This window comes from Pusillimonas sp. MFBS29, assembly GCF_020687695.1.
GTDB lineage: Bacteria > Pseudomonadota > Gammaproteobacteria > Burkholderiales > Burkholderiaceae_B > Pusillimonas_C.
The window spans coordinates 359868-376736 of record NZ_JAJEWL010000001.1 but is presented as its reverse complement, the minus strand read 5'-3'; the positions used below and the strand labels follow the sequence as shown (position 1 = coordinate 376736).

The following is a 16869-nucleotide window of genomic DNA, read 5'->3' as shown; positions in this document are numbered from 1 at the left end:
ATTGCGCTTGAAACCATATGTTGCTTAGGCATGACGCTCTTCTCCCTGATTCTGCTTTCCTTTTTGGCGACGCCTATCGCTTATCTGGCTGCCCGGTTCTGGAACCCGGCAGCCATTGCGCTCGTTCCCGCATTGTTATTCTTGGGCTTCAGCGCTTTGGGGCAGGACGTTACCCAACTGAACGCAATTGTTCAGCATGTTCACTGGATTCCATCCCTGGGGATAACGCTTTCGTTTCAGCTCGATGGCCTGTCACTGATTTTTTCGCTGCTGATCACCGGCATCGGAACTGCCATATTTCTCTACGCCTCTGCGTACCTTCCGGGAAATTGGCGCACCCCAAGGTTCTTTGCGACCCTCACAGTGTTTATGGCTTCGATGCTCGGGGCGGTCCTTTCGGACGATCTGCTGAGCCTGCTTGTCTTCTGGGAGCTAACCAGCCTGTCATCATTCATGCTGATCGGATACTCCCCAGAGCAGGCCGACTCCAGACGCTCAGCGCAGCAAGGACTGCTTATAACCGTCGCCGGCGGTCTTGCCATGCTTGCCGGCATCGTGCTGCTTGGCACATTTGCCGGCACCTACCGTATTTCCGAGCTTTTGGCTGATGGCGTGGGCTCCTCACTGACAGGCTCCTTGGGCACAGGAATACTTATCCTGATCGCCTTCGGTGCTTTCTCCAAGTCGGCACAGTTTCCCCTGCACTCCTGGCTGGCCAACGCCATGGTTGCACCCACCCCGGTATCGGCTTACCTGCATTCGGCGACCATGGTGAAGCTTGGCGTCTACCTGATGGCTCGCCTGAGCCCGGTGCTCTCCGATGTCGCCCTTTGGACACCCCTGCTGGTTTCGGTCGGCGCCCTTACCATGCTGTGCGGGGCTATCCTTGCCCTGCGGGAAACCGATTTGAAGCGCATCCTGGCTTACACCACGATTGTTTCGCTCGGCACATTGATTACCCTGATCGGTATCGACCATCCAACCGCTACCACCGCCATGGTGATCTTTCTCATGGTTCACGCCTTGTATAAAGCATGCCTGTTCATGGTGGCCGGCATAATTGATCACTCGGTCGGGACACGTGATAGCGCCATACTCGGCGGCCTGGCGCGTGCCATGCCAATTACCGCCGCCATTGCCTGCGTGGCGTCACTCTCCATGGCCGGCCTGCCCCCATTATTGGGATTTATCGGCAAGGAACTCATTTACGAAGCCACGCTTTCCGCTGAAGTTTCTTATGCCGTACTTGCAATAACAATATTTGCCAACGCCTGCATGGTCGTAGTTGCCGGCATCATCGCCTGCCGATGCTTCTTCAGCCAGCCGCCGCAAGCTCTTGGCCAAACTCACGAGAAAGCACACGACCCCTCCATTCTCATGTGGATAGGGCCGGCGGCCCTGGCCGGATTGGGGCTTATCTTTGGTTTGATCCCCGGGGTGGCCGCAGTCTTGATGAGCGCGGCGGCAAGTACAGTGCAAGGCCAGGCTGTTGACGTTCAAGTCAGTCTTTGGCATGGGTTCACGCCTATGCTGGCGCTCAGCATATTCACAGTCGCCTGCGGCGTTGGTATCTATTTGTCGTGGCCGCGCCTTCAAGGCTGGTTGAAATCGCTGGATATTATTGACCGCCATGGCCCCGACGCCATGTATGACAGCGTGCTGGAAGGATTGGCCAGGCTGTCCACTTGGCAGACCAATCTCATCCAAACGGGCAGTTTGCGCCATTACATGGCGATGAGCGTCGGCATCGTCGCGCTTGCAGTAATTACCACAATATTCATCCACGACGCATTCGTGCTTCCACCGCTCCACACCGATGGGTTCCGGCTTGAGCTTGTACTACCGGTCTTGTTGATCGGCGCCTCCATCATGGTGCTTCGTTCCCATAGCTTCGTCCAGGGGATCATATCCGCCGGTACGGTGGGTTTTGGGGTGGCTGTTGCATTTTTGCTAGGCGGGGCGCCCGACCTTGCCTTCACACAATTTTCTGTCGAGGCGCTGTCCGTCGTTATCTTGCTGGCTGTCATCGGCCATATGCCGTTCCGCTCAGCAGACGCGCGGTCCCGCAGACAACGTGGCCGTGATGCCGTTATCAGCGTGATATTCGGGCTGATGTTTGTACTTATGATGTTCAGCGTAGTGGCATTGCCTTTCAATGAATCCTTGTCTGACTTCTTCAGAGAGGCCAGCCTGCCTCTGGCTCATGGGCGCAATCTGGTCAACGTCATCATTGTTGACTTCCGTGCCCTGGACACCTTGGGCGAAATCACCGTTCTAGCCCTGGCCGCACTGTCCGCCGTCGCTGTGTTCTTCAGCGCGGGACATCGCGACAAGCCCATCGTGAGCAAGCTGGATGCCATTCCCGGGGGTAAGCAATGAGTTCCGTTATTTTTCGGGTCGGTTCCACAGTCATCCTTCCATTTGCCCTGGCGCTGTCGCTCTACTTGCTCTGGCGAGGCCATAACGAACCAGGCGGCGGTTTTATCGGAGGACTCATCGCCGCTGCCGGATACGCTTGCTACGCCTTGCCACGAGGCCACACGGCTCTCAGGAAAGTACTGCCTATCGACTCCTTGCAATTATTGTCTCTGGGGCTTGGGGCGGCACTGATATCCGGAGTGGCCGGCCTGATGGAAAGGGCTGCGTACTTGACGCATGCCTGGACGGAAATAGGCGGCGTGGCCCTTGGAACGACACTGCTGTTCGATATCGGCGTTTACCTTACCGTAATTGGGGCCATCCTCACTTTTCTCAGCCTTTTCCTGGAGCAGTGAATGGAACCGCTATACATCGTTGCAATTGGAGTCATGGCGGGTGTCGCTGCTTATTTATTGATGTCGCGAAACGTGCTCCGGATGGTTCTGGGTCTGCTATTGCTGGGCAACGCTGCGAATCTGACCATCTTCGTGGCTGGACGACTGGGGTCGAATGTACCCCCACTCATTACCGGCGACGAAACCACTATCGCCATAAGCGCGAATCCCTTGCCGCAAGCACTCATCCTGACCGCCATCGTGATTTCATTCTCGCTGGTGGCTTTTACCGTAGTGCTATTGCACAAAGCGCATCAACGCCTGCATATCGTCGATACAGAGGAAATGAGAGAAGCCGAACCAATACAGTCCCGCGCCGACCAAAGCAGCAGTAAGGCCGGGCAATGATATCTTCGGACGCTCTGCTGACCATTCCCATTGCGGCACCCTTAGCGGGCTTGGCGCTGGCCACGCTGTTTTGGCGCGCACCACGGCTACAACAGATAACCAGCCTTGCGGCAAGTTCCGTCTTTCTCTGGGGTGCTGTTCTGCTGCTCAGAGTGACAAAGGGCGGCACCATCCTCGCGACTCAGTTTGGCTCATGGGACGCGCCTTTCGGTATCAGCTTTGTTGCAGACAATCTCACAGCCACAATGGTGCTCATCACGGCCATCATGGCCGTGGTGGTCGCCATTTACCAATTAACGGATCCCGAAGAGCACGGCCACCCGATGTTTCACCCGCTGTACCATGGCTTGCTGCTCGGCGTTACCGGTGCCTTCATGACGGGCGATATCTTCAACATGTACGTCTGGTTCGAGATCATGCTGATCTCGTCCTTTGGCCTGCTTGTGCTAGGAGGCTCTAAGGAACAATTGGACGCCGGCGTAAAGTACGTCATGCTGAATCTTGTCATGACGACGATATTTCTGGCGGCGGTCGCCTTTCTATATGGTGCGACCGGCACACTGAACATGGCAGACCTGGCGCACAAGGTTCCAATGATAGAAAACAGCGGCCTGACCTCAGTGCTGGCCCTGCTTTTCTTCCTGGCATTTGCATCCAAGGCTGCACTGTTTCCTCTGTTTTTCTGGTTGCCGGCCTCTTATCACACTGCCAGCACACCCGTTCTGGCCATCTTTGCAGCTTTGTTAACCAAGGTAGGCGTGTACGCCATCGTGCGCTGCTTTACCCTGATCTTCCCCCTTACCGAAGGCTTGGCGACAACCATTGGTGTGGTCGCGGCGCTTACCATGATTACCGGTGTGTTAGGGGCTGCATCCCACTTCGATATCCGAAAGATTCTATCCTTTCATATCATCAGTCAGATCGGCTACATGCTTGTAGGGGTGGCAATTGCTACCCCCCTGGCCCTGGCGGGGTCAGTGCTGTATATCGTCCATCACATCATTGTGAAAGCCAACCTGTTCCTGATTGGCGGCGTCATCAAAAGAAAGACGGGCTCTTATCAGCTGAAGAAAATCGGAGGCTTGCACAGGGCAGCGCCGTTCCTGGCGATCTTGTTCTGCATTCCTGCGCTGTCGCTGGCCGGACTGCCCCCGTTATCGGGCTACTGGGCCAAATACCTTGTAATCAAGCCAAGTCTTGATGCAGGCGACTGGTATCTGGCCGCGACCGCCTTGCTTGTCGGCGTGCTTACCCTGTATTCCATGCTGAAGATATGGAACGAAGCGTTTTGGAAGGCACACCCCGAGCCCGTATCAGTCATTGAAAAAGCGCGGCCAGGCAATCTATTTCCCCAGTACATCGCCATCGTTGCGCTGTCAGCGATCACCTTGTGTATTGGCCTGAATCCGGAGCCGTTTGTTGCGTTTTCAGTAGAGGCGGCGGGACAACTGACAAACAACAAGCAATACATCAGCGCCGTCCTGGGAGGGTCTTATGCGTACGATTAGCTGGCTGTTCAACTGGGCTGTACTCATTCTCACTTTCGGCAGGGAATTGGCGAAATCCGTCCTTGACGTTGTGCTGAGCGTGGTGAACCCAAAACGTGTATCAGAAAGCGCCATTGTCGAGGTGCCGCTGGATGTCAAAAGCGATCTGGGCGTTGCGCTTCTGGCCAATATGGTGACTCTGACCCCGGGCACGACGACCTTGCACATTTCCGGGGATAAGAAATGCCTGTATGCCCACGTCATGAACTACTCGGACTCTGTGGTGCCCGATATCAAGCAAGGGTTTGAACGGCAGATACTGAAGGTGCTCGAATGATAGACCCAGTATTCTCGATCATCCTTGAGATCAGCAAGTTCCTGTTATTTCTCGCCATGATTCTGGTATGCATACGAATCGTGCGCGGCCCCCATGCAGGCGACAGAGTCGTTGCACTGGACATGCTATGCATGCTTGGAGTCAGCATCGCCGCCCTGGCCGCGATCATGAGTGGATCCATGGCATTCATCGATGTGGTCCTCGGCCTTGCACTGATAGGCTTTCTCGCCACAGTGGCTTTCGCAGCCTTCATAGAACGCGGATCCGACCAAAGCGAGGAGAACTAGCATGCTGATGTGGCTATCCGCACTCTTTGTGCTTGTCGGGTCGATCATTACCTTCATTGCCGCCTTGGGTGTCTTGCGCTTGCCAGATTTTTTCATGCGGATGCATGCCGCAACCAAAGCCGGCGTGGTAGGACCGAGCCTGCTGCTGATTGGCGCCGGTTTCTACGAGCCATCGTTGCCCACCTGGATCAAAATCACGCTGGCGATTCTGTTCTTGACAATGACTACGCCAATCGCGGGGCACCTGTTAGGGAAAGCGGGCTTCCTGGGAGGCGTGCATGTTTGGCAAGGGACTTCGCGCAATGATCTGGCAAAGGTCTTGTCGCCCTGCGAATTTATTGAAACAGAGCCAGCGGTAGCCGATGAAAACCCGGGAGCTGATATCATGGCTGGTTCGCCAGCGAAACAACGAGGTCATTGAGCAAAGCCCAGGGAGCCCGGCAAATAAGCTGCTGCCACCCGGCATGAGGAGTACGATACATTGAAGTGGTTTCTTCGTTTACCTCTGTTAGTCAGGATCCCGCTGCTGGCCGCCGTCATGATCTTCGCCATCGCCATGCTGGTAACCCAGATTTCGGTGTTAAGCCTGTCCAGGCAGTATGAGCTCTTGACGGAACGAGTGGGGCAGGTTTACCTCGATGGGCTTTCTGCGTCCGCCCTTCCCGCATATCAGGCAAACGACCTGGAGGGCATTAACCGGGCGCTACGACAGTCCCTGGATTTTTACCTTGGTGTCGTAGACAGGCAACTTGCACTCATTGATCGCGACACAGGCATCGTTGCCCATGTTTCGGGTCCAAATCTTGAAGCACCCACACCACCGCCGGATGCGCTGTACCATGCAACCCAAGGCTATGTCTATGAGCAAGAATCCCGAAGCATTTGGGTGTGGCGCGAGTTGGATGATCAAGGCATTATCGCGGCCAACCTGGATATTTCGGCTTTCGCTCAGGAGCGTTCCGCGCTGCATTTCCGACTTGTTCTGATCAGCGCGGTGCTGAGTATGGTCGCTGCTCTGGGGGGTTATCTTGTCATCCGCAGAATGCAAAGGCCACTGACAACACTGAGCGAGCATCTATCGCACGCAGTCGCGTTCGGCCCCCAACAGATCGACGAGTCGGATATTCCGCTGGATGACGACGAAACAGCGGCTCTTATGCGCACTTACAACCGTATGACCACCGCAGTCCAGGATAGGGAGCAGCTTTCGGAAAAGCTTGCCAAGCAAGACCAGCAAGCGCTGCTCGGGCGCATTGCAGCGACCCTGGCTCATGAGATTCGCAACCCACTTACAGGAATGATGACTGCACTCCAAACCATACGTATGTATGGCAACAACGCTCGAAGCAGAAAGGAAGCGTTGGATTTCATCGACCGCGGTGTTCAATCACTTCAAGGCGTGGCCGAAGCAACCTTGAATGCCTACCGGCCAAGCTCGCCGGGTCCTGACTTGCGAAATCAAGATCTGGACGATGTGCTGCGCTTGGTGGAACCCCATGCCATGCGCAACGGGGTGAAAATCACAAAGGATATTCCACACTATCCGCCCATAAGGCTGGATGCGTTCAAGGTTCGACAGATTGCCTTGAATTTACTGCTGAACGCTATCCAAACGTCACCGCAAAATGGCACAGTATCGCTCCAAGCCATTTCGTTACCAAGAACCTTTTCGCTCACAGTAAGCGATGAGGGGGAAGGCCTGCCGCGCCACGCTCGGGATTTTTTGCTGGGCAATGCGGCAACGCGTAATGACCGCTCCCTCGGGCTGGAGGTCGTGCACCGGCTCGTGCAGGAATTGAATGGCAGCATTTCCGCAGACCGCCCGGCTAAGGGCGGCTCGACCATCACGCTGACATTCCCGGTGAAGGAGGACAATTCTCGATGAACCGTGAGACCATAGATGTGCTCGTCATTGAAGACGATGGCGTACTGGGTGGCGCAGTGGCCCAACGCCTGCGCCTGGAGGGCATGTCCGTCCATTGGTCGCAAACTGTCTCTGATGCGCTCGAAAGTCTTGAGAGGTATGAACCGGCCCTGATGCTATGCGACATTCGACTCCCGGACGGCACTGGCACGGAACTATATAGACGCGCCGGCAAGCTGATCTGGGAAACCGACGTTATATTCGCAACCGCCTACGCCGATATTCAGCAGGCCATAGACTTGGTAAAGACCGGTGCCACAGACTACTTGATCAAGCCCTACGATATCAACGAGCTTGTCAGGCGAATCAAGACCAGCCTTGCACGCGCTGTACCCCTGCGGGGCGTAAGAACGCCCCTACGCACTTTTCACTACGAAACACCCGAAATGAACCGGGTTGTGTCGCACCTCAAGAAGCTTGCACGCGAAAAAATTTCCATTCTTCTAGTTGGAGAAAGCGGCACTGGCAAGGAGATGGCCGCCCGCCTCGTCCATGAGGCATCCGGGCGTGCGCCAGCCCCCTTCATTCCGGCCAGCTGCGCAGATATCGCCGAAGCGACACTGGAAGCGAAGTATTTTGGTATCGAAGCAAGTACCGCCGATGGCTCAACAATTCCAACGATAGGCTTACTGGAACAAGTCGGATCCGGCACCTTGTTCCTGGACGAGGTCTGTGAAATGCATCCGAAGATGCAGGTCCTGCTTGCTCGGGCACTGCAAGATAGCAGCTTCCGGCGCGTCGGCGGAAACACATTGATTCCTTTCAAGGGGCGTATTGTGGCAGCGACCAACGCCGACCTCGAGACCGCGCTTCAATCCGGCAAGCTGCGCGCCGATTTGTACTATCGCCTGCAAAATGCCCAGATCACTATACCCGCGCTAAGGAACCGAATCGCTGACATCATTCCCCTTACCGAAAAGCTCCTGGATGCCCATGGCGTGAATAATCCATTGTCTCCGTTCTTGCTTTCCGAGGCGGCCAAAAGAGCATTGGTGGCCCACCCGTGGCCTGGAAATGTTCGGGAACTGGCAAACCGGATTGTGCAAGCCTGCACGCTAGCCGAAAAATCCTTGCTGGAATCAAGTGACATCTTCCCGGAAATGGCCGATCAGGAAATAGCTGAACCGTCGCTATCCCGAGCAAGGGCAGAAGCCGAAAAGGAAGAGATCGAACGCGTCATAGCAGAGTGTGGCGGAAGGATCGGTGAAGCGGCCCGGAAGCTTGGGATCTCACGCACGACACTGTGGAAGCGCCGCCGAGACGAATAAAAGTCGGCGCCAGTGCCAGGATGGGGAGGACAATGGGGAGTTTAAGGGAAGAGCCTGGAAACCTGCGTGATAAAAGCGTTATTTCAAACCCAAAAAAACCCGCATGAAGCTAATGTTCATGCGGGTTTCGGGTACTTTACAGGCCGTTCTGGAACAACCTGATTTTTAACTGTGGTGCCGACGACGAGACTCGAACTCGTACAGCTTTCGCCACTACCCCCTCAAGATAGCGTGTCTACCAATTCCACCACGTCGGCTTGCAAAGAGCGGTATTCTAGCACGAAACCGGAACTGTATTTTCCAGACCGATACCGCCCGACATCAACAAAGCCACGCCTGCCTGCGCAGCCTTGCCGTACACCTTAATTATTTGCTGCAGGCTCGCCTTCTTGTGCGGGAGCTGCGGCGGGCGCTTCGGACTCGGCCGGTGCGCTTGGCACTGCCGATGCCGCAGGCGCTTGCGGCACAGCCGAGGATTCAGGCGCGGCAGGCACTGGAGCCGGTGCAGCAGGTACTGCAGCACCGGAAGATGCAGCGCCAGGCGCCGAGGGAACGGCGGAGCCCGTGCCCGATGGTACTTCCTGACCCTGGAAGCCTTGCATCACACCGCCATCAATAATCGACGAACCGCCGGCAGGATGGTGTGCTACCCAGGCCAGACCCAGCGTAGAAGCAAAAAAGATGATGGCGGCCCACTTGGTGGTACGCGACAGAAAATTGGCTGCGCCGGTTGCGCCGAACAGGCTGCCAGCCGAACCGCCCCCGAAAGACGCGCCCATATCGGCGCCTTTGCCCTGCTGCAGCAGGACCAACACAATCACGCTTAGCGACGATATAACCTGAATCGCCATAAGAACGGGTGACAACCATTGCATGAAAAAACTCCGAGGCCTAGGCGGCCGCTATACGTAAAAATTCTTCTGCCACCAGCGACGCACCACCCACAAGGGCGCCATCGATATCAGACATGGCAAACAAGGAGGCGGCATTCGATGCCTTGACGCTGCCGCCGTAAAGGATACGAACTTCGGGCACACCCAGGGCGGCCAACTGCGAACGGATGCCGGCGTGCACAGCCTGCGCCTGCTCGGGCGTGGCCGTACGGCCCGTACCGATTGCCCAGACAGGTTCGTAAGCCAGAACAACGCGACCCACTTGCTCCGCACCCAGTGCAAGAACCGGGGCCAGTTGCCGCGCAATAACCTCTTGCGTTTTGCCGGCTTCCTGTTCGGCCAGGGTCTCGCCCACGCACACAACCGGCGTCAGCCCGGCAGCCAGGGCAGCAGTGGCTTTCTCGGCTACCAGCAGATCGGTTTCACCGTGCAGCGTGCGCCTTTCGGAATGACCTACCAGTACCCATTGGCAGCCGAAGTCGGCCAGCATGGCGGCCGAGACTTCGCCAGTGAAAGCGCCCTGCTCGTGCTTGCTGACATCTTGTGCGCCCCATGCAATGCTGCCGCCTTGCAGACCGGCCCTGGCCTGGTCCAGATAAGGAAACGGCACACACACAGCCAGATCGCACGCGGATGCAGCCGACGCATTGGCACGCAATCCGTCGAGCAGGCTGGCATTTGCAGCCCGCTGACCGTGCATCTTCCAGTTGCCTATTACCAGGCGCCTACGAGTATGTTCAGTATTCATTGGCCCGAAATAAAAAATTTGGATAACCCGGTATTGTAGCGCGTTAGCGGGCTGTCTGCCGGGAGAACCGGCAGACAGCCCGCTGAACGTGACACAAACAGCAAATTATCAAACTGTCAGAACGATTTTTCCGATCTGTTCACCTGAATCCATCATGGCATGCGCATCACACGCCCGCTCCAGGGGGAAGGTAGCATGCACGATGGGGCGGATCTTGCCGCTTTCCAGCAAGGGCCAGACGTGAGTCTTGAGCGACTGAGCGATCTGGGCCTTGAACGCCACCGGACGTGGGCGCAGCGTAGACCCGGTTACCGTCAGGCGGCGACGCAACACCTGGCTGCAGTCTATGGTTGCCTTGGCTCCACCAAGCAAGGCAATAATGACGATACGGCCGTCGTCGGCCAGGCAGTTAATGTTGCGGTTAATGTATTCGCCGGCAACCATGTCCAGCACAACGTTAACACCTTTGCCATCGGTGGCCTTCTTGATTTCTTCCACGTAGTCCTGGCTGCGGTAGTTGATGGCCTGCACTGCGCCCAGTGCTTCGACCGCCCGGGCACGCTCGTCGCTGCCCACCGTGGCGTATACCTTGTGACCCATGGCCGTTGCCAGTTGCACCGCCGTTGTTCCTATGCCGCTGGCGCCGCCATGTACCAGCAAGGACTCACCATCTGACAACTGGCCGCGATCAAAGACGTTGGTCCAGACCGTGTAGTAGGTTTCCGGCAGCCCTGCTGCCTCGGCATCAGACAGCCCTTTGGGCACAGGCAGGCACTGGACGGCCGGCGCAGCGCAATATTCAGCATAACCGCCGCCCGCCACCAGGGCACACACCTTGTCACCCACTTTCAAACCGGTAGTGCCGGTGTCGCCGGATACGATTTCACCTACGACCTCGAGCCCGGGCAAATCGGACTCGCCTGCGGGAGGCGGGTAAGCTCCTTTGCGCTGAAATACGTCGGGCCGGTTGATGCCGGCAGCGGAAACCTTGATCAGGACCTCGCCGGGCCTGAGCTCGGGCATGGGTCGATCAACCATCACCAACACCTCGGGACCACCTGGTTGTGTAATTTCCACTGCTTTCATTACGGCTCCTTCACGCAATTTAAAAGAACCATTATCGCCTGCCTGTGCATTTTTTTGCTGAGCCCATTAAACCCTCGGTGCGTTACGCTATAATGCAGCCCGACGGAAGGTTGGCAGAGTGGTCGAATGCACCGGTCTTGTTAACTCGAGCGCCAATTTGGAAACGAGTTGGATGTAAGGAGTCAAATTCGGTGAAGCCCCTGTTTTATACGAGGTAATGCCGAGCGAAGCCTGATTTATCAGGAACGTGTAGAGACTTGACGGCTCCCACCTAAGGCTGAAAGCTAGGGTGAAGACAAAGTCCAGACTATCAAACGGGCGCCTGGCGCCTGGTAGTGAAAACTATAGTAGTAAGGAAAACCGGCAGGGGCGCAAGCTCCTCCAGGGTTCGAATCCCTGACCTTCCGCCACCCCACTTAAGCCTGGCAGATCCGTGCACCCATGGCGGAATTGGTAGACGCAAGAGACTTAAAATCTCTCGACCACTGGTCGTGCCGGTTCGATTCCGGCTGGGTGCACCACGATTTGATCCAGAGCTGACCATCAGGCAGCACCTCCCCATCCACGCTTAAACGCCCGTCGTCCTGATGGCACGTCAGCGCGCGCCACCACGAAACACCTCCACCCGATATATATCGCAAACAGATATTTGTGGCGTTATATACACAATTAACCATAAAGTTCTTTTCTCGAATTTAAATGCGAATTATTATTACTCGCAATAAAATTGATCCATATCAAGAGGAAAGCTATCGTGTCCCTAGGAAAACTACCGCCCCAGGCAATTTTGGGCTCATCACTGGCCCTGACCCTGGTGTCATCCAGCGTGTTCTTGCCACACGCACACGCCCAAAGCACCGAGGGGAGCGCCGCCCTGCTCGCCCCGGTTAAAGTGACGGGCGACCGTCCTGATTCCTACCAGACACGTGAAGCCTCCCAGACCAAGTTCACAGCCCCTTTGCTGGACACCCCAAAAACAGTCCAGGTCATTCCCGATGCCGTGATCCAGGATAGTGCGGCCACCTCGCTTGAAGATGTATTGCGCAATGTTCCTGGCATTACCTTTGGCGCAGGCGAAGGCGGACAACCGCTGGCCGACCGCCCTTTCATCCGTGGCAGCTCCTCGGGCAACAATGTCTATGTTGACGGCATACGCGATCCGGGCGGACAAACCCGCGAGGTCTTCAACCTGGAAAGCGTCGAGGTCATCAAAGGTGCAGATTCGGTATATGGCGGTCGCGGCTCGGGAGGCGGCAGCATTAACTTAAGCAGCAAGCGCGCCCGTCTGGGAAATTTCGCCGAGGGTACATTGGGTTATGGCACCGATGGCTATCTGCGCAGCACGGTCGACGGCAACTGGCAATTCGGCGAGCACTCTGCGTTCAGGCTGAACGTGCTGGGTGCCAAGGGCAACACCCCTGGCCGGAACCAGGTCGATTACGAAAAATTCGGCATCGCGCCTTCACTATCGCTGGGCTTGGGAACGCCCACTCGCGTTACCTTCAGCTATTACCATCTGAACACAGACGATATGCCTGACTATGGCATACCCACAACCCGCAAGACACCCGAGCTGAATACCAACGGCACCGGCATTGTTGATGTCGACCGCGATACTTTCTATGGTCTGGAGCGTGATTTCCAGAAGACCAGGGCCGATATAGGTACCATAGAATTCGAGCACGATTTCAACAACAACATGACACTGCGCAACGCCATACGCTATGGTGAAACGCTGAACGATTATGTGGTCACCAACCCTGGTGATGGATCGGTGAAGTTCGACGCCGCAAGCAATCAATACTGGCTGCAGCGTGGCACCAAGTCGCGCTGGCAGAAAAGCACCATGCTCGCCAACGTGACTGAGCTGTATGGCACGCTGGATACCGGGTCGCTCAAGCACAGCTACAACCTGGGCCTGGAACTCTCGCGCGAGACATACAAGAATGCCAGCTACAGCGTCAAAACCGCGCAAGGTGCGGCCTGCCCTTCCGTTTTCGCCCCCGGCAGCCTGGATTGCACACCCTACCTGGACCCGCGCTTCAGCGATCCCTGGGCCGGCACCATTACCCGCAATCCCATCAGTCAGGACACCACCTCGAAGACGCGTGCTGCTTACCTGTTTGACACCATAGAGTTCTCGGAGAAATTCCAGCTTAACGCCGGCCTGCGCCTGGACAACTATCGCATTTCCGGCGACTACACACCGCGCGGTGGCGAGATGCAATCTGCCGAAGGTGAGTGGACCCTGTTCAATTATCAGCTGGGGCTGGTTTACAAACCTGTCAGGAACGGCAGCATTTATCTGTCGTACGCCACGGCCTCGACTCCCCCAACCATCAGCGGCGGCGATCAGGAAGGACTGAGCGCCGACATGAACGATCTGGAACCCGAAAAAAGCAGCACCATAGAACTGGGTACCAAATGGAGCGTACTGGACGAGAAGCTGAATCTGAGCGCCGCACTTTTCCAGACGGAAAGGCGTGATGCACAGATTGCCGTGGCACCCGATGTCTACGAGCAAGCCGGCAAGACACGGGTACGGGGTCTGGAACTGGGCATTTCAGGCGAAGTACTGCCGGGCTGGATGGTCTACGGGGGCTATACCTATATGGACAGCGAGCTGGTCAAGGGCGCCTACAATGGCGTCAACGAAGGCGATCCGCTGGCCAACACGCCTGAACACAGCTTCAGCCTGTGGACCACTTACAGGGTGACACCTCCGCTGACGGTAGGCGCGGGCGCCTACTATGTAGGCAAGACATTCGGCGGCAACCAGGGCGGGGCCGGCGGCGGTGCCAACCAGGTCTATATGCCGGCATACTGGCGCTTTGATGCCATGGCTGCGTATGAGTACAACGACAAGCTTTCGTTCCAGCTCAATGTACTGAATCTCACAGACAAGCTTTATATCCGGCGCACCAACGGTGTACACCACGCCGATTTTGGCCCTGGTCGCCAGGTTATCCTGAGCGCCAGCTTGCGCTACTAAACGAAAAACTCCCTGACAGTCGTGGACCGTCAGGGAGTTTTAAACATGCAGCAAGCACCTGAAGGCGGCCATGAGCCGCCTTCAGGGTGATCAGTCTTCGCTGGCTGGCGCAGGTGCCTGAGGGCCACCCTGGGCCTCAATGCCGCCAATAGCCTTCATGGACAAGCGCAAGCGACCCTTGTCATCGGCTTCGATGACCTTGATGCGCACGACCTGACCCACTTTGAGCACATCGTTGATGTTTGCAATACGATAGTTTGCAATTTCAGAAATGTGCAGCAAGCCATCACGGCCAGGCAATACCTGAACGATAGCGCCGAAGTCCAGCAGACGCAGGACGGGACCTTCGTATTCCTGGCCCACCTCAACGTCGGCTGTCAGTTCCTTGATGCGGCGCTCGGCTTCACGAGCCTTGTCAAGATCAGCGCTGGAAACCGTAATGGTGCCGTCATCGCCGATATCGATCTGAGTACCGGTTTCTTCAGTCAGCGCACGGATGGTTGCGCCGCCCTTGCCGATAACGTCACGGATTTTCTCGGGATTGATCTTCACGGTCAGCATGCGTGGCGCGAACTCGGAAAGCTCGGTACGCGAACCATCGATGGCTTCCTTCATCTTGCCAAGGATGTGCAGACGCCCTTCCTTGGCCTGAGCCAGAGCGACCTGCATGATTTCACGGGTGATACCCTGAATCTTGATGTCCATTTGCAGGGCAGTAATACCGCTCACGGTACCAGCTACCTTAAAGTCCATGTCGCCCAGGTGATCTTCGTCGCCCAGGATATCGGTCAGGACAGCGAACTTGCCGCCGTCTTTGATCAGGCCCATTGCAACGCCGGCCACGTGATCCTTGACAGGCACACCGGCGTCCATCATGGCCAGCGAGCCGCCGCACACCGATGCCATGGAGGAGGATCCGTTGGACTCGGTGATTTCCGACACCACACGTATCGTGTACTGGAAGTCTTGTGCTTCGGGCAAGGACGATACCAGCGAGCGCTTGGCAAGACGGCCATGGCCGATTTCGCGGCGCTTGGGCGAACCGAAGCGGCCGGTTTCGCCGGTTGCGAACGGTGGGAAGTTGTAGTGCAGCATGAAGCGATCACGGCTTTCACCCATGATGGAGTCAATGATCTGCTCGTCTTGCTTGGTACCCAGCGTAGCCACGACCAATGCCTGTGTTTCACCACGTGTGAACAAGGCGCTGCCGTGTGCACGCGGAAGCACGCCCAGGCTGATGCTGATGGGTCGTACGGTGCGGGTGTCGCGGCCATCGATACGTGGCTCGCCGTTCAGGATCTGACCACGCACGATCTTGGCTTCGAGGTCGAACAACATATTTTCGACTTCGACGCTATCGGGTGCGCTTTCACCCTTGGCGGCAGCATGCTCGGCCAGCTTTTCTTTCACTGCAGCGTAAACTTCGCGCAACTGGTTGGTGCGGGCCTGCTTTTCACGGACCTGATAAGCAGCCTGCAGACGTTCCTGGGCAGCCGCCGCGATGGCGATGGCCAGCGCTTCGTTTGCGGGTGCTGGCTGCCAGTCCCACTCGGGTTTGCCGGCTTCTGCGACCAGGTCGTGAATGGCATTGATGGCGGCCTGCATTTGCTCGTGACCGAACATCACACCGCCCAGCATGACTTCTTCCGAAAGGTTCTGGGCTTCGGACTCAACCATGAGCACAGCGGTTTCGGTGCCGGCCACGACCAGGTCCATTTGCGAATCATTCAATTGGGTGGAAGTGGGGTTCAGGACATACTGGCCATCGACGTAGCCAACACGTGCTGCACCGATGGGGCCATTGAAAGGTATGCCGGACACTGCCAGCGCTGCCGACGCACCGATCATTGCCGCGATATCGGGATCGATTTCGGGGTTAACGGATACTGTGTGCAGGATAATCTGGACTTCGTTGTAGAAGCCTTCGGGGAACAATGGACGCAGAGGACGATCGATCAGGCGCGAGGTCAGGATTTCTTTTTCGGAAGGACGCCCTTCGCGCTTGAAGAAACCGCCGGGAATACGACCCGCAGCGTAGGTTTTTTCTACGTAGTCAACGGTCAGCGGGAAAAAGTCTTGCCCGGGCTTGGCGTTTTTTGCGCCAACAACAGTTGCCAGGACAACGGTATCGTCAATCGAAACCAGTACGGAGCCAGAGGCCTGACGAGCAATCTCGCCAGTTTCCAGAACCACCGTGTGCTGACCGTACTGAAACGACTTGCTCACTTTATTAAACATTAGGATGTATCCTTACAATAAAAAAACCGTGCACACCACGACACGAGTCGCGGTGTGCACGGTTGCATCGTGGGGAGCCAGCCCCGGGTATCACTTACGCAGACCGAGCTTTTCGATCAGCGCGCGGTACGAATCGGGATTGCGGCCCTTAAGGTAATCTAGCAATTTGCGACGACGGCTGACCATACGCAGCAAGCCACGACGCGAGTGGTGGTCTTTCATGTGCGCTTTGAAGTGTCCGGTCAGTTCGTTGATACGAGCGGTCAGCAATGCAACCTGGACTTCAGGAGAGCCGGTGTCGCCTTGTGCACGTTGGAATTGTGCGACGATATCGGATTTTTTAATTTCTGCAACAGACATTATTTAGCCTCTTTGAACATGCGACAGAGCCGAGGTGCCCTGACGTGAGATGATTACGGAATTACAATCTACAGACTTTTCGCTGTGG

General features: G+C 56.5%; 15 protein-coding genes and 2 tRNA genes. 11 read left to right on the top strand and 6 right to left on the bottom strand.

All coding sequences use genetic code 11. The features are described 5' to 3' along the window. Positions 1 to 30: 30 nt before the first annotated feature. From mbhE to LKR43_RS01785, 9 genes are read left to right on the top strand one after another with little or no spacing between them, the layout of a single operon-like run. On the top strand, positions 31 to 2379 hold the full coding sequence (gene mbhE, locus LKR43_RS01825; RefSeq protein WP_227682131.1) for a hydrogen gas-evolving membrane-bound hydrogenase subunit E: 2349 nt from the start codon (positions 31 to 33) through the stop codon (positions 2377 to 2379). Beyond that, complete coding sequence (locus LKR43_RS01820; RefSeq protein ID WP_227682130.1) at positions 2376 to 2774, top strand: MnhB domain-containing protein; 399 nt, start codon at positions 2376 to 2378, stop codon at positions 2772 to 2774. The genes mbhE and LKR43_RS01820 overlap by 4 nt, the downstream gene beginning before the upstream one ends. After that, on the top strand, positions 2775 to 3161 hold the full coding sequence (locus LKR43_RS01815) for an NADH-quinone oxidoreductase subunit K (protein ID WP_227682129.1): 387 nt from the start codon (positions 2775 to 2777) through the stop codon (positions 3159 to 3161). Further along, on the top strand, positions 3158 to 4669 hold the full coding sequence (locus LKR43_RS01810) for a proton-conducting transporter membrane subunit (protein ID WP_227682128.1): 1512 nt from the start codon (positions 3158 to 3160) through the stop codon (positions 4667 to 4669). Before LKR43_RS01815 ends, LKR43_RS01810 begins: the two co-directional genes overlap by 4 nt. Further along, the gene (locus LKR43_RS01805) at positions 4656 to 4985 is read left to right on the top strand and encodes a Na+/H+ antiporter subunit E (RefSeq protein WP_227682127.1); all 330 of its coding nucleotides are present in this window, start codon (positions 4656 to 4658) and stop codon (positions 4983 to 4985) included. The genes LKR43_RS01810 and LKR43_RS01805 overlap by 14 nt, the downstream gene beginning before the upstream one ends. Then, positions 4982 to 5272: a monovalent cation/H+ antiporter complex subunit F gene (locus tag LKR43_RS01800; RefSeq protein WP_227682126.1), complete on the top strand. Its 291-nt coding sequence runs from the start codon at positions 4982 to 4984 to the stop codon at positions 5270 to 5272. Before LKR43_RS01805 ends, LKR43_RS01800 begins: the two co-directional genes overlap by 4 nt. 1 nt (position 5273) lies before the next feature. Beyond that, complete coding sequence (gene mnhG, locus LKR43_RS01795) at positions 5274 to 5693, top strand: monovalent cation/H(+) antiporter subunit G (protein WP_227682125.1); 420 nt, start codon at positions 5274 to 5276, stop codon at positions 5691 to 5693. Between the two features lie 60 nt (positions 5694 to 5753). Continuing rightward, on the top strand, positions 5754 to 7157 hold the full coding sequence (locus LKR43_RS01790; protein ID WP_227682124.1) for a HAMP domain-containing sensor histidine kinase: 1404 nt from the start codon (positions 5754 to 5756) through the stop codon (positions 7155 to 7157). Beyond that, positions 7154 to 8464 carry a sigma-54 dependent transcriptional regulator gene (locus tag LKR43_RS01785; RefSeq protein WP_227682123.1) on the top strand — a complete coding sequence of 437 codons (1311 nt, stop codon included), beginning with the start codon at positions 7154 to 7156 and terminating at the stop codon, positions 8462 to 8464. The genes LKR43_RS01790 and LKR43_RS01785 overlap by 4 nt, the downstream gene beginning before the upstream one ends. Before the next feature lie 172 nt (positions 8465 to 8636). On the opposite strand, the gene LKR43_RS01780 is transcribed toward LKR43_RS01785, so the two are convergent. The 4 genes from LKR43_RS01780 to LKR43_RS01765 all read right to left on the bottom strand — a co-directional run bounded on the left by LKR43_RS01780 (position 8637) and on the right by LKR43_RS01765 (position 11191). Next, positions 8637 to 8721: transfer RNA gene (locus LKR43_RS01780), tRNA-Leu, on the bottom strand. Positions 8722 to 8826: 105 nt separating this feature from the next. Beyond that, a complete protein-coding gene (gene secG, locus LKR43_RS01775) occupies positions 8827 to 9339 on the bottom strand; it encodes a preprotein translocase subunit SecG (RefSeq protein WP_227682122.1) in 513 nt (170 codons plus the stop codon). Between the two features lie 16 nt (positions 9340 to 9355). After that, positions 9356 to 10105: a triose-phosphate isomerase gene (gene tpiA, locus LKR43_RS01770; RefSeq protein ID WP_227682121.1), complete on the bottom strand. Its 750-nt coding sequence runs from the start codon at positions 10103 to 10105 to the stop codon at positions 9356 to 9358. A 108-nt stretch (positions 10106 to 10213) separates the two neighbouring features. Further along, positions 10214 to 11191, bottom strand: coding sequence for an NAD(P)H-quinone oxidoreductase (locus LKR43_RS01765; protein ID WP_227682120.1), 978 nt, complete (start codon positions 11189 to 11191; stop codon positions 10214 to 10216). 435 nt (positions 11192 to 11626) lie between these two features. Between LKR43_RS01765 and LKR43_RS01760 the strand changes: the two genes are divergently transcribed. Together LKR43_RS01760 and LKR43_RS01755 are read left to right on the top strand one after the other, a co-directional pair. Next, positions 11627 to 11712 (top strand) — tRNA-Leu (locus LKR43_RS01760). Positions 11713 to 11945: 233 nt separating this feature from the next. Next, complete coding sequence (locus tag LKR43_RS01755; RefSeq protein WP_227682119.1) at positions 11946 to 14183, top strand: TonB-dependent siderophore receptor; 2238 nt, start codon at positions 11946 to 11948, stop codon at positions 14181 to 14183. Positions 14184 to 14273: 90 nt separating this feature from the next. Here the strand turns inward: LKR43_RS01755 and pnp are convergent, their stop codons facing one another. Beyond that, a complete protein-coding gene (gene pnp, locus LKR43_RS01750) occupies positions 14274 to 16421 on the bottom strand; it encodes a polyribonucleotide nucleotidyltransferase (RefSeq protein WP_227682118.1) in 2148 nt (715 codons plus the stop codon). A 90-nt stretch (positions 16422 to 16511) separates the two neighbouring features. Then, positions 16512 to 16781: a 30S ribosomal protein S15 gene (gene rpsO / locus LKR43_RS01745; RefSeq protein ID WP_013742964.1), complete on the bottom strand. Its 270-nt coding sequence runs from the start codon at positions 16779 to 16781 to the stop codon at positions 16512 to 16514. Positions 16782 to 16869 lie beyond the last annotated feature (88 nt).

Bases quoted from the DNA above. Each gene is read 5' to 3' on its own strand.
- LKR43_RS01810 (WP_227682128.1), top strand. From the start codon at position 3,158: ATGATATCTTCGGACGCTCTGCTGACCATTCCCATTGCGGCACCCTTA.
- mnhG (WP_227682125.1), top strand. From the start codon at position 5,274: ATGCTGATGTGGCTATCCGCACTCTTTGTGCTTGTCGGGTCGATCATT.
- rpsO (WP_013742964.1), bottom strand. From the start codon at position 16,781: ATGTCTGTTGCAGAAATTAAAAAATCCGATATCGTCGCACAATTCCAA.
- LKR43_RS01800 (WP_227682126.1), top strand. From the start codon at position 4,982: ATGATAGACCCAGTATTCTCGATCATCCTTGAGATCAGCAAGTTCCTG.
- LKR43_RS01765 (WP_227682120.1), bottom strand. From the start codon at position 11,191: ATGAAAGCAGTGGAAATTACACAACCAGGTGGTCCCGAGGTGTTGGTG.
- pnp (WP_227682118.1), bottom strand. From the start codon at position 16,421: ATGTTTAATAAAGTGAGCAAGTCGTTTCAGTACGGTCAGCACACGGTG.
- LKR43_RS01785 (WP_227682123.1), top strand. From the start codon at position 7,154: ATGAACCGTGAGACCATAGATGTGCTCGTCATTGAAGACGATGGCGTA.
- LKR43_RS01805 (WP_227682127.1), top strand. From the start codon at position 4,656: ATGCGTACGATTAGCTGGCTGTTCAACTGGGCTGTACTCATTCTCACT.
- tpiA (WP_227682121.1), bottom strand. From the start codon at position 10,105: ATGAATACTGAACATACTCGTAGGCGCCTGGTAATAGGCAACTGGAAG.
- LKR43_RS01815 (WP_227682129.1), top strand. From the start codon at position 2,775: ATGGAACCGCTATACATCGTTGCAATTGGAGTCATGGCGGGTGTCGCT.
- mbhE (WP_227682131.1), top strand. From the start codon at position 31: ATGACGCTCTTCTCCCTGATTCTGCTTTCCTTTTTGGCGACGCCTATC.
- LKR43_RS01820 (WP_227682130.1), top strand. From the start codon at position 2,376: ATGAGTTCCGTTATTTTTCGGGTCGGTTCCACAGTCATCCTTCCATTT.
- secG (WP_227682122.1), bottom strand. From the start codon at position 9,339: ATGCAATGGTTGTCACCCGTTCTTATGGCGATTCAGGTTATATCGTCG.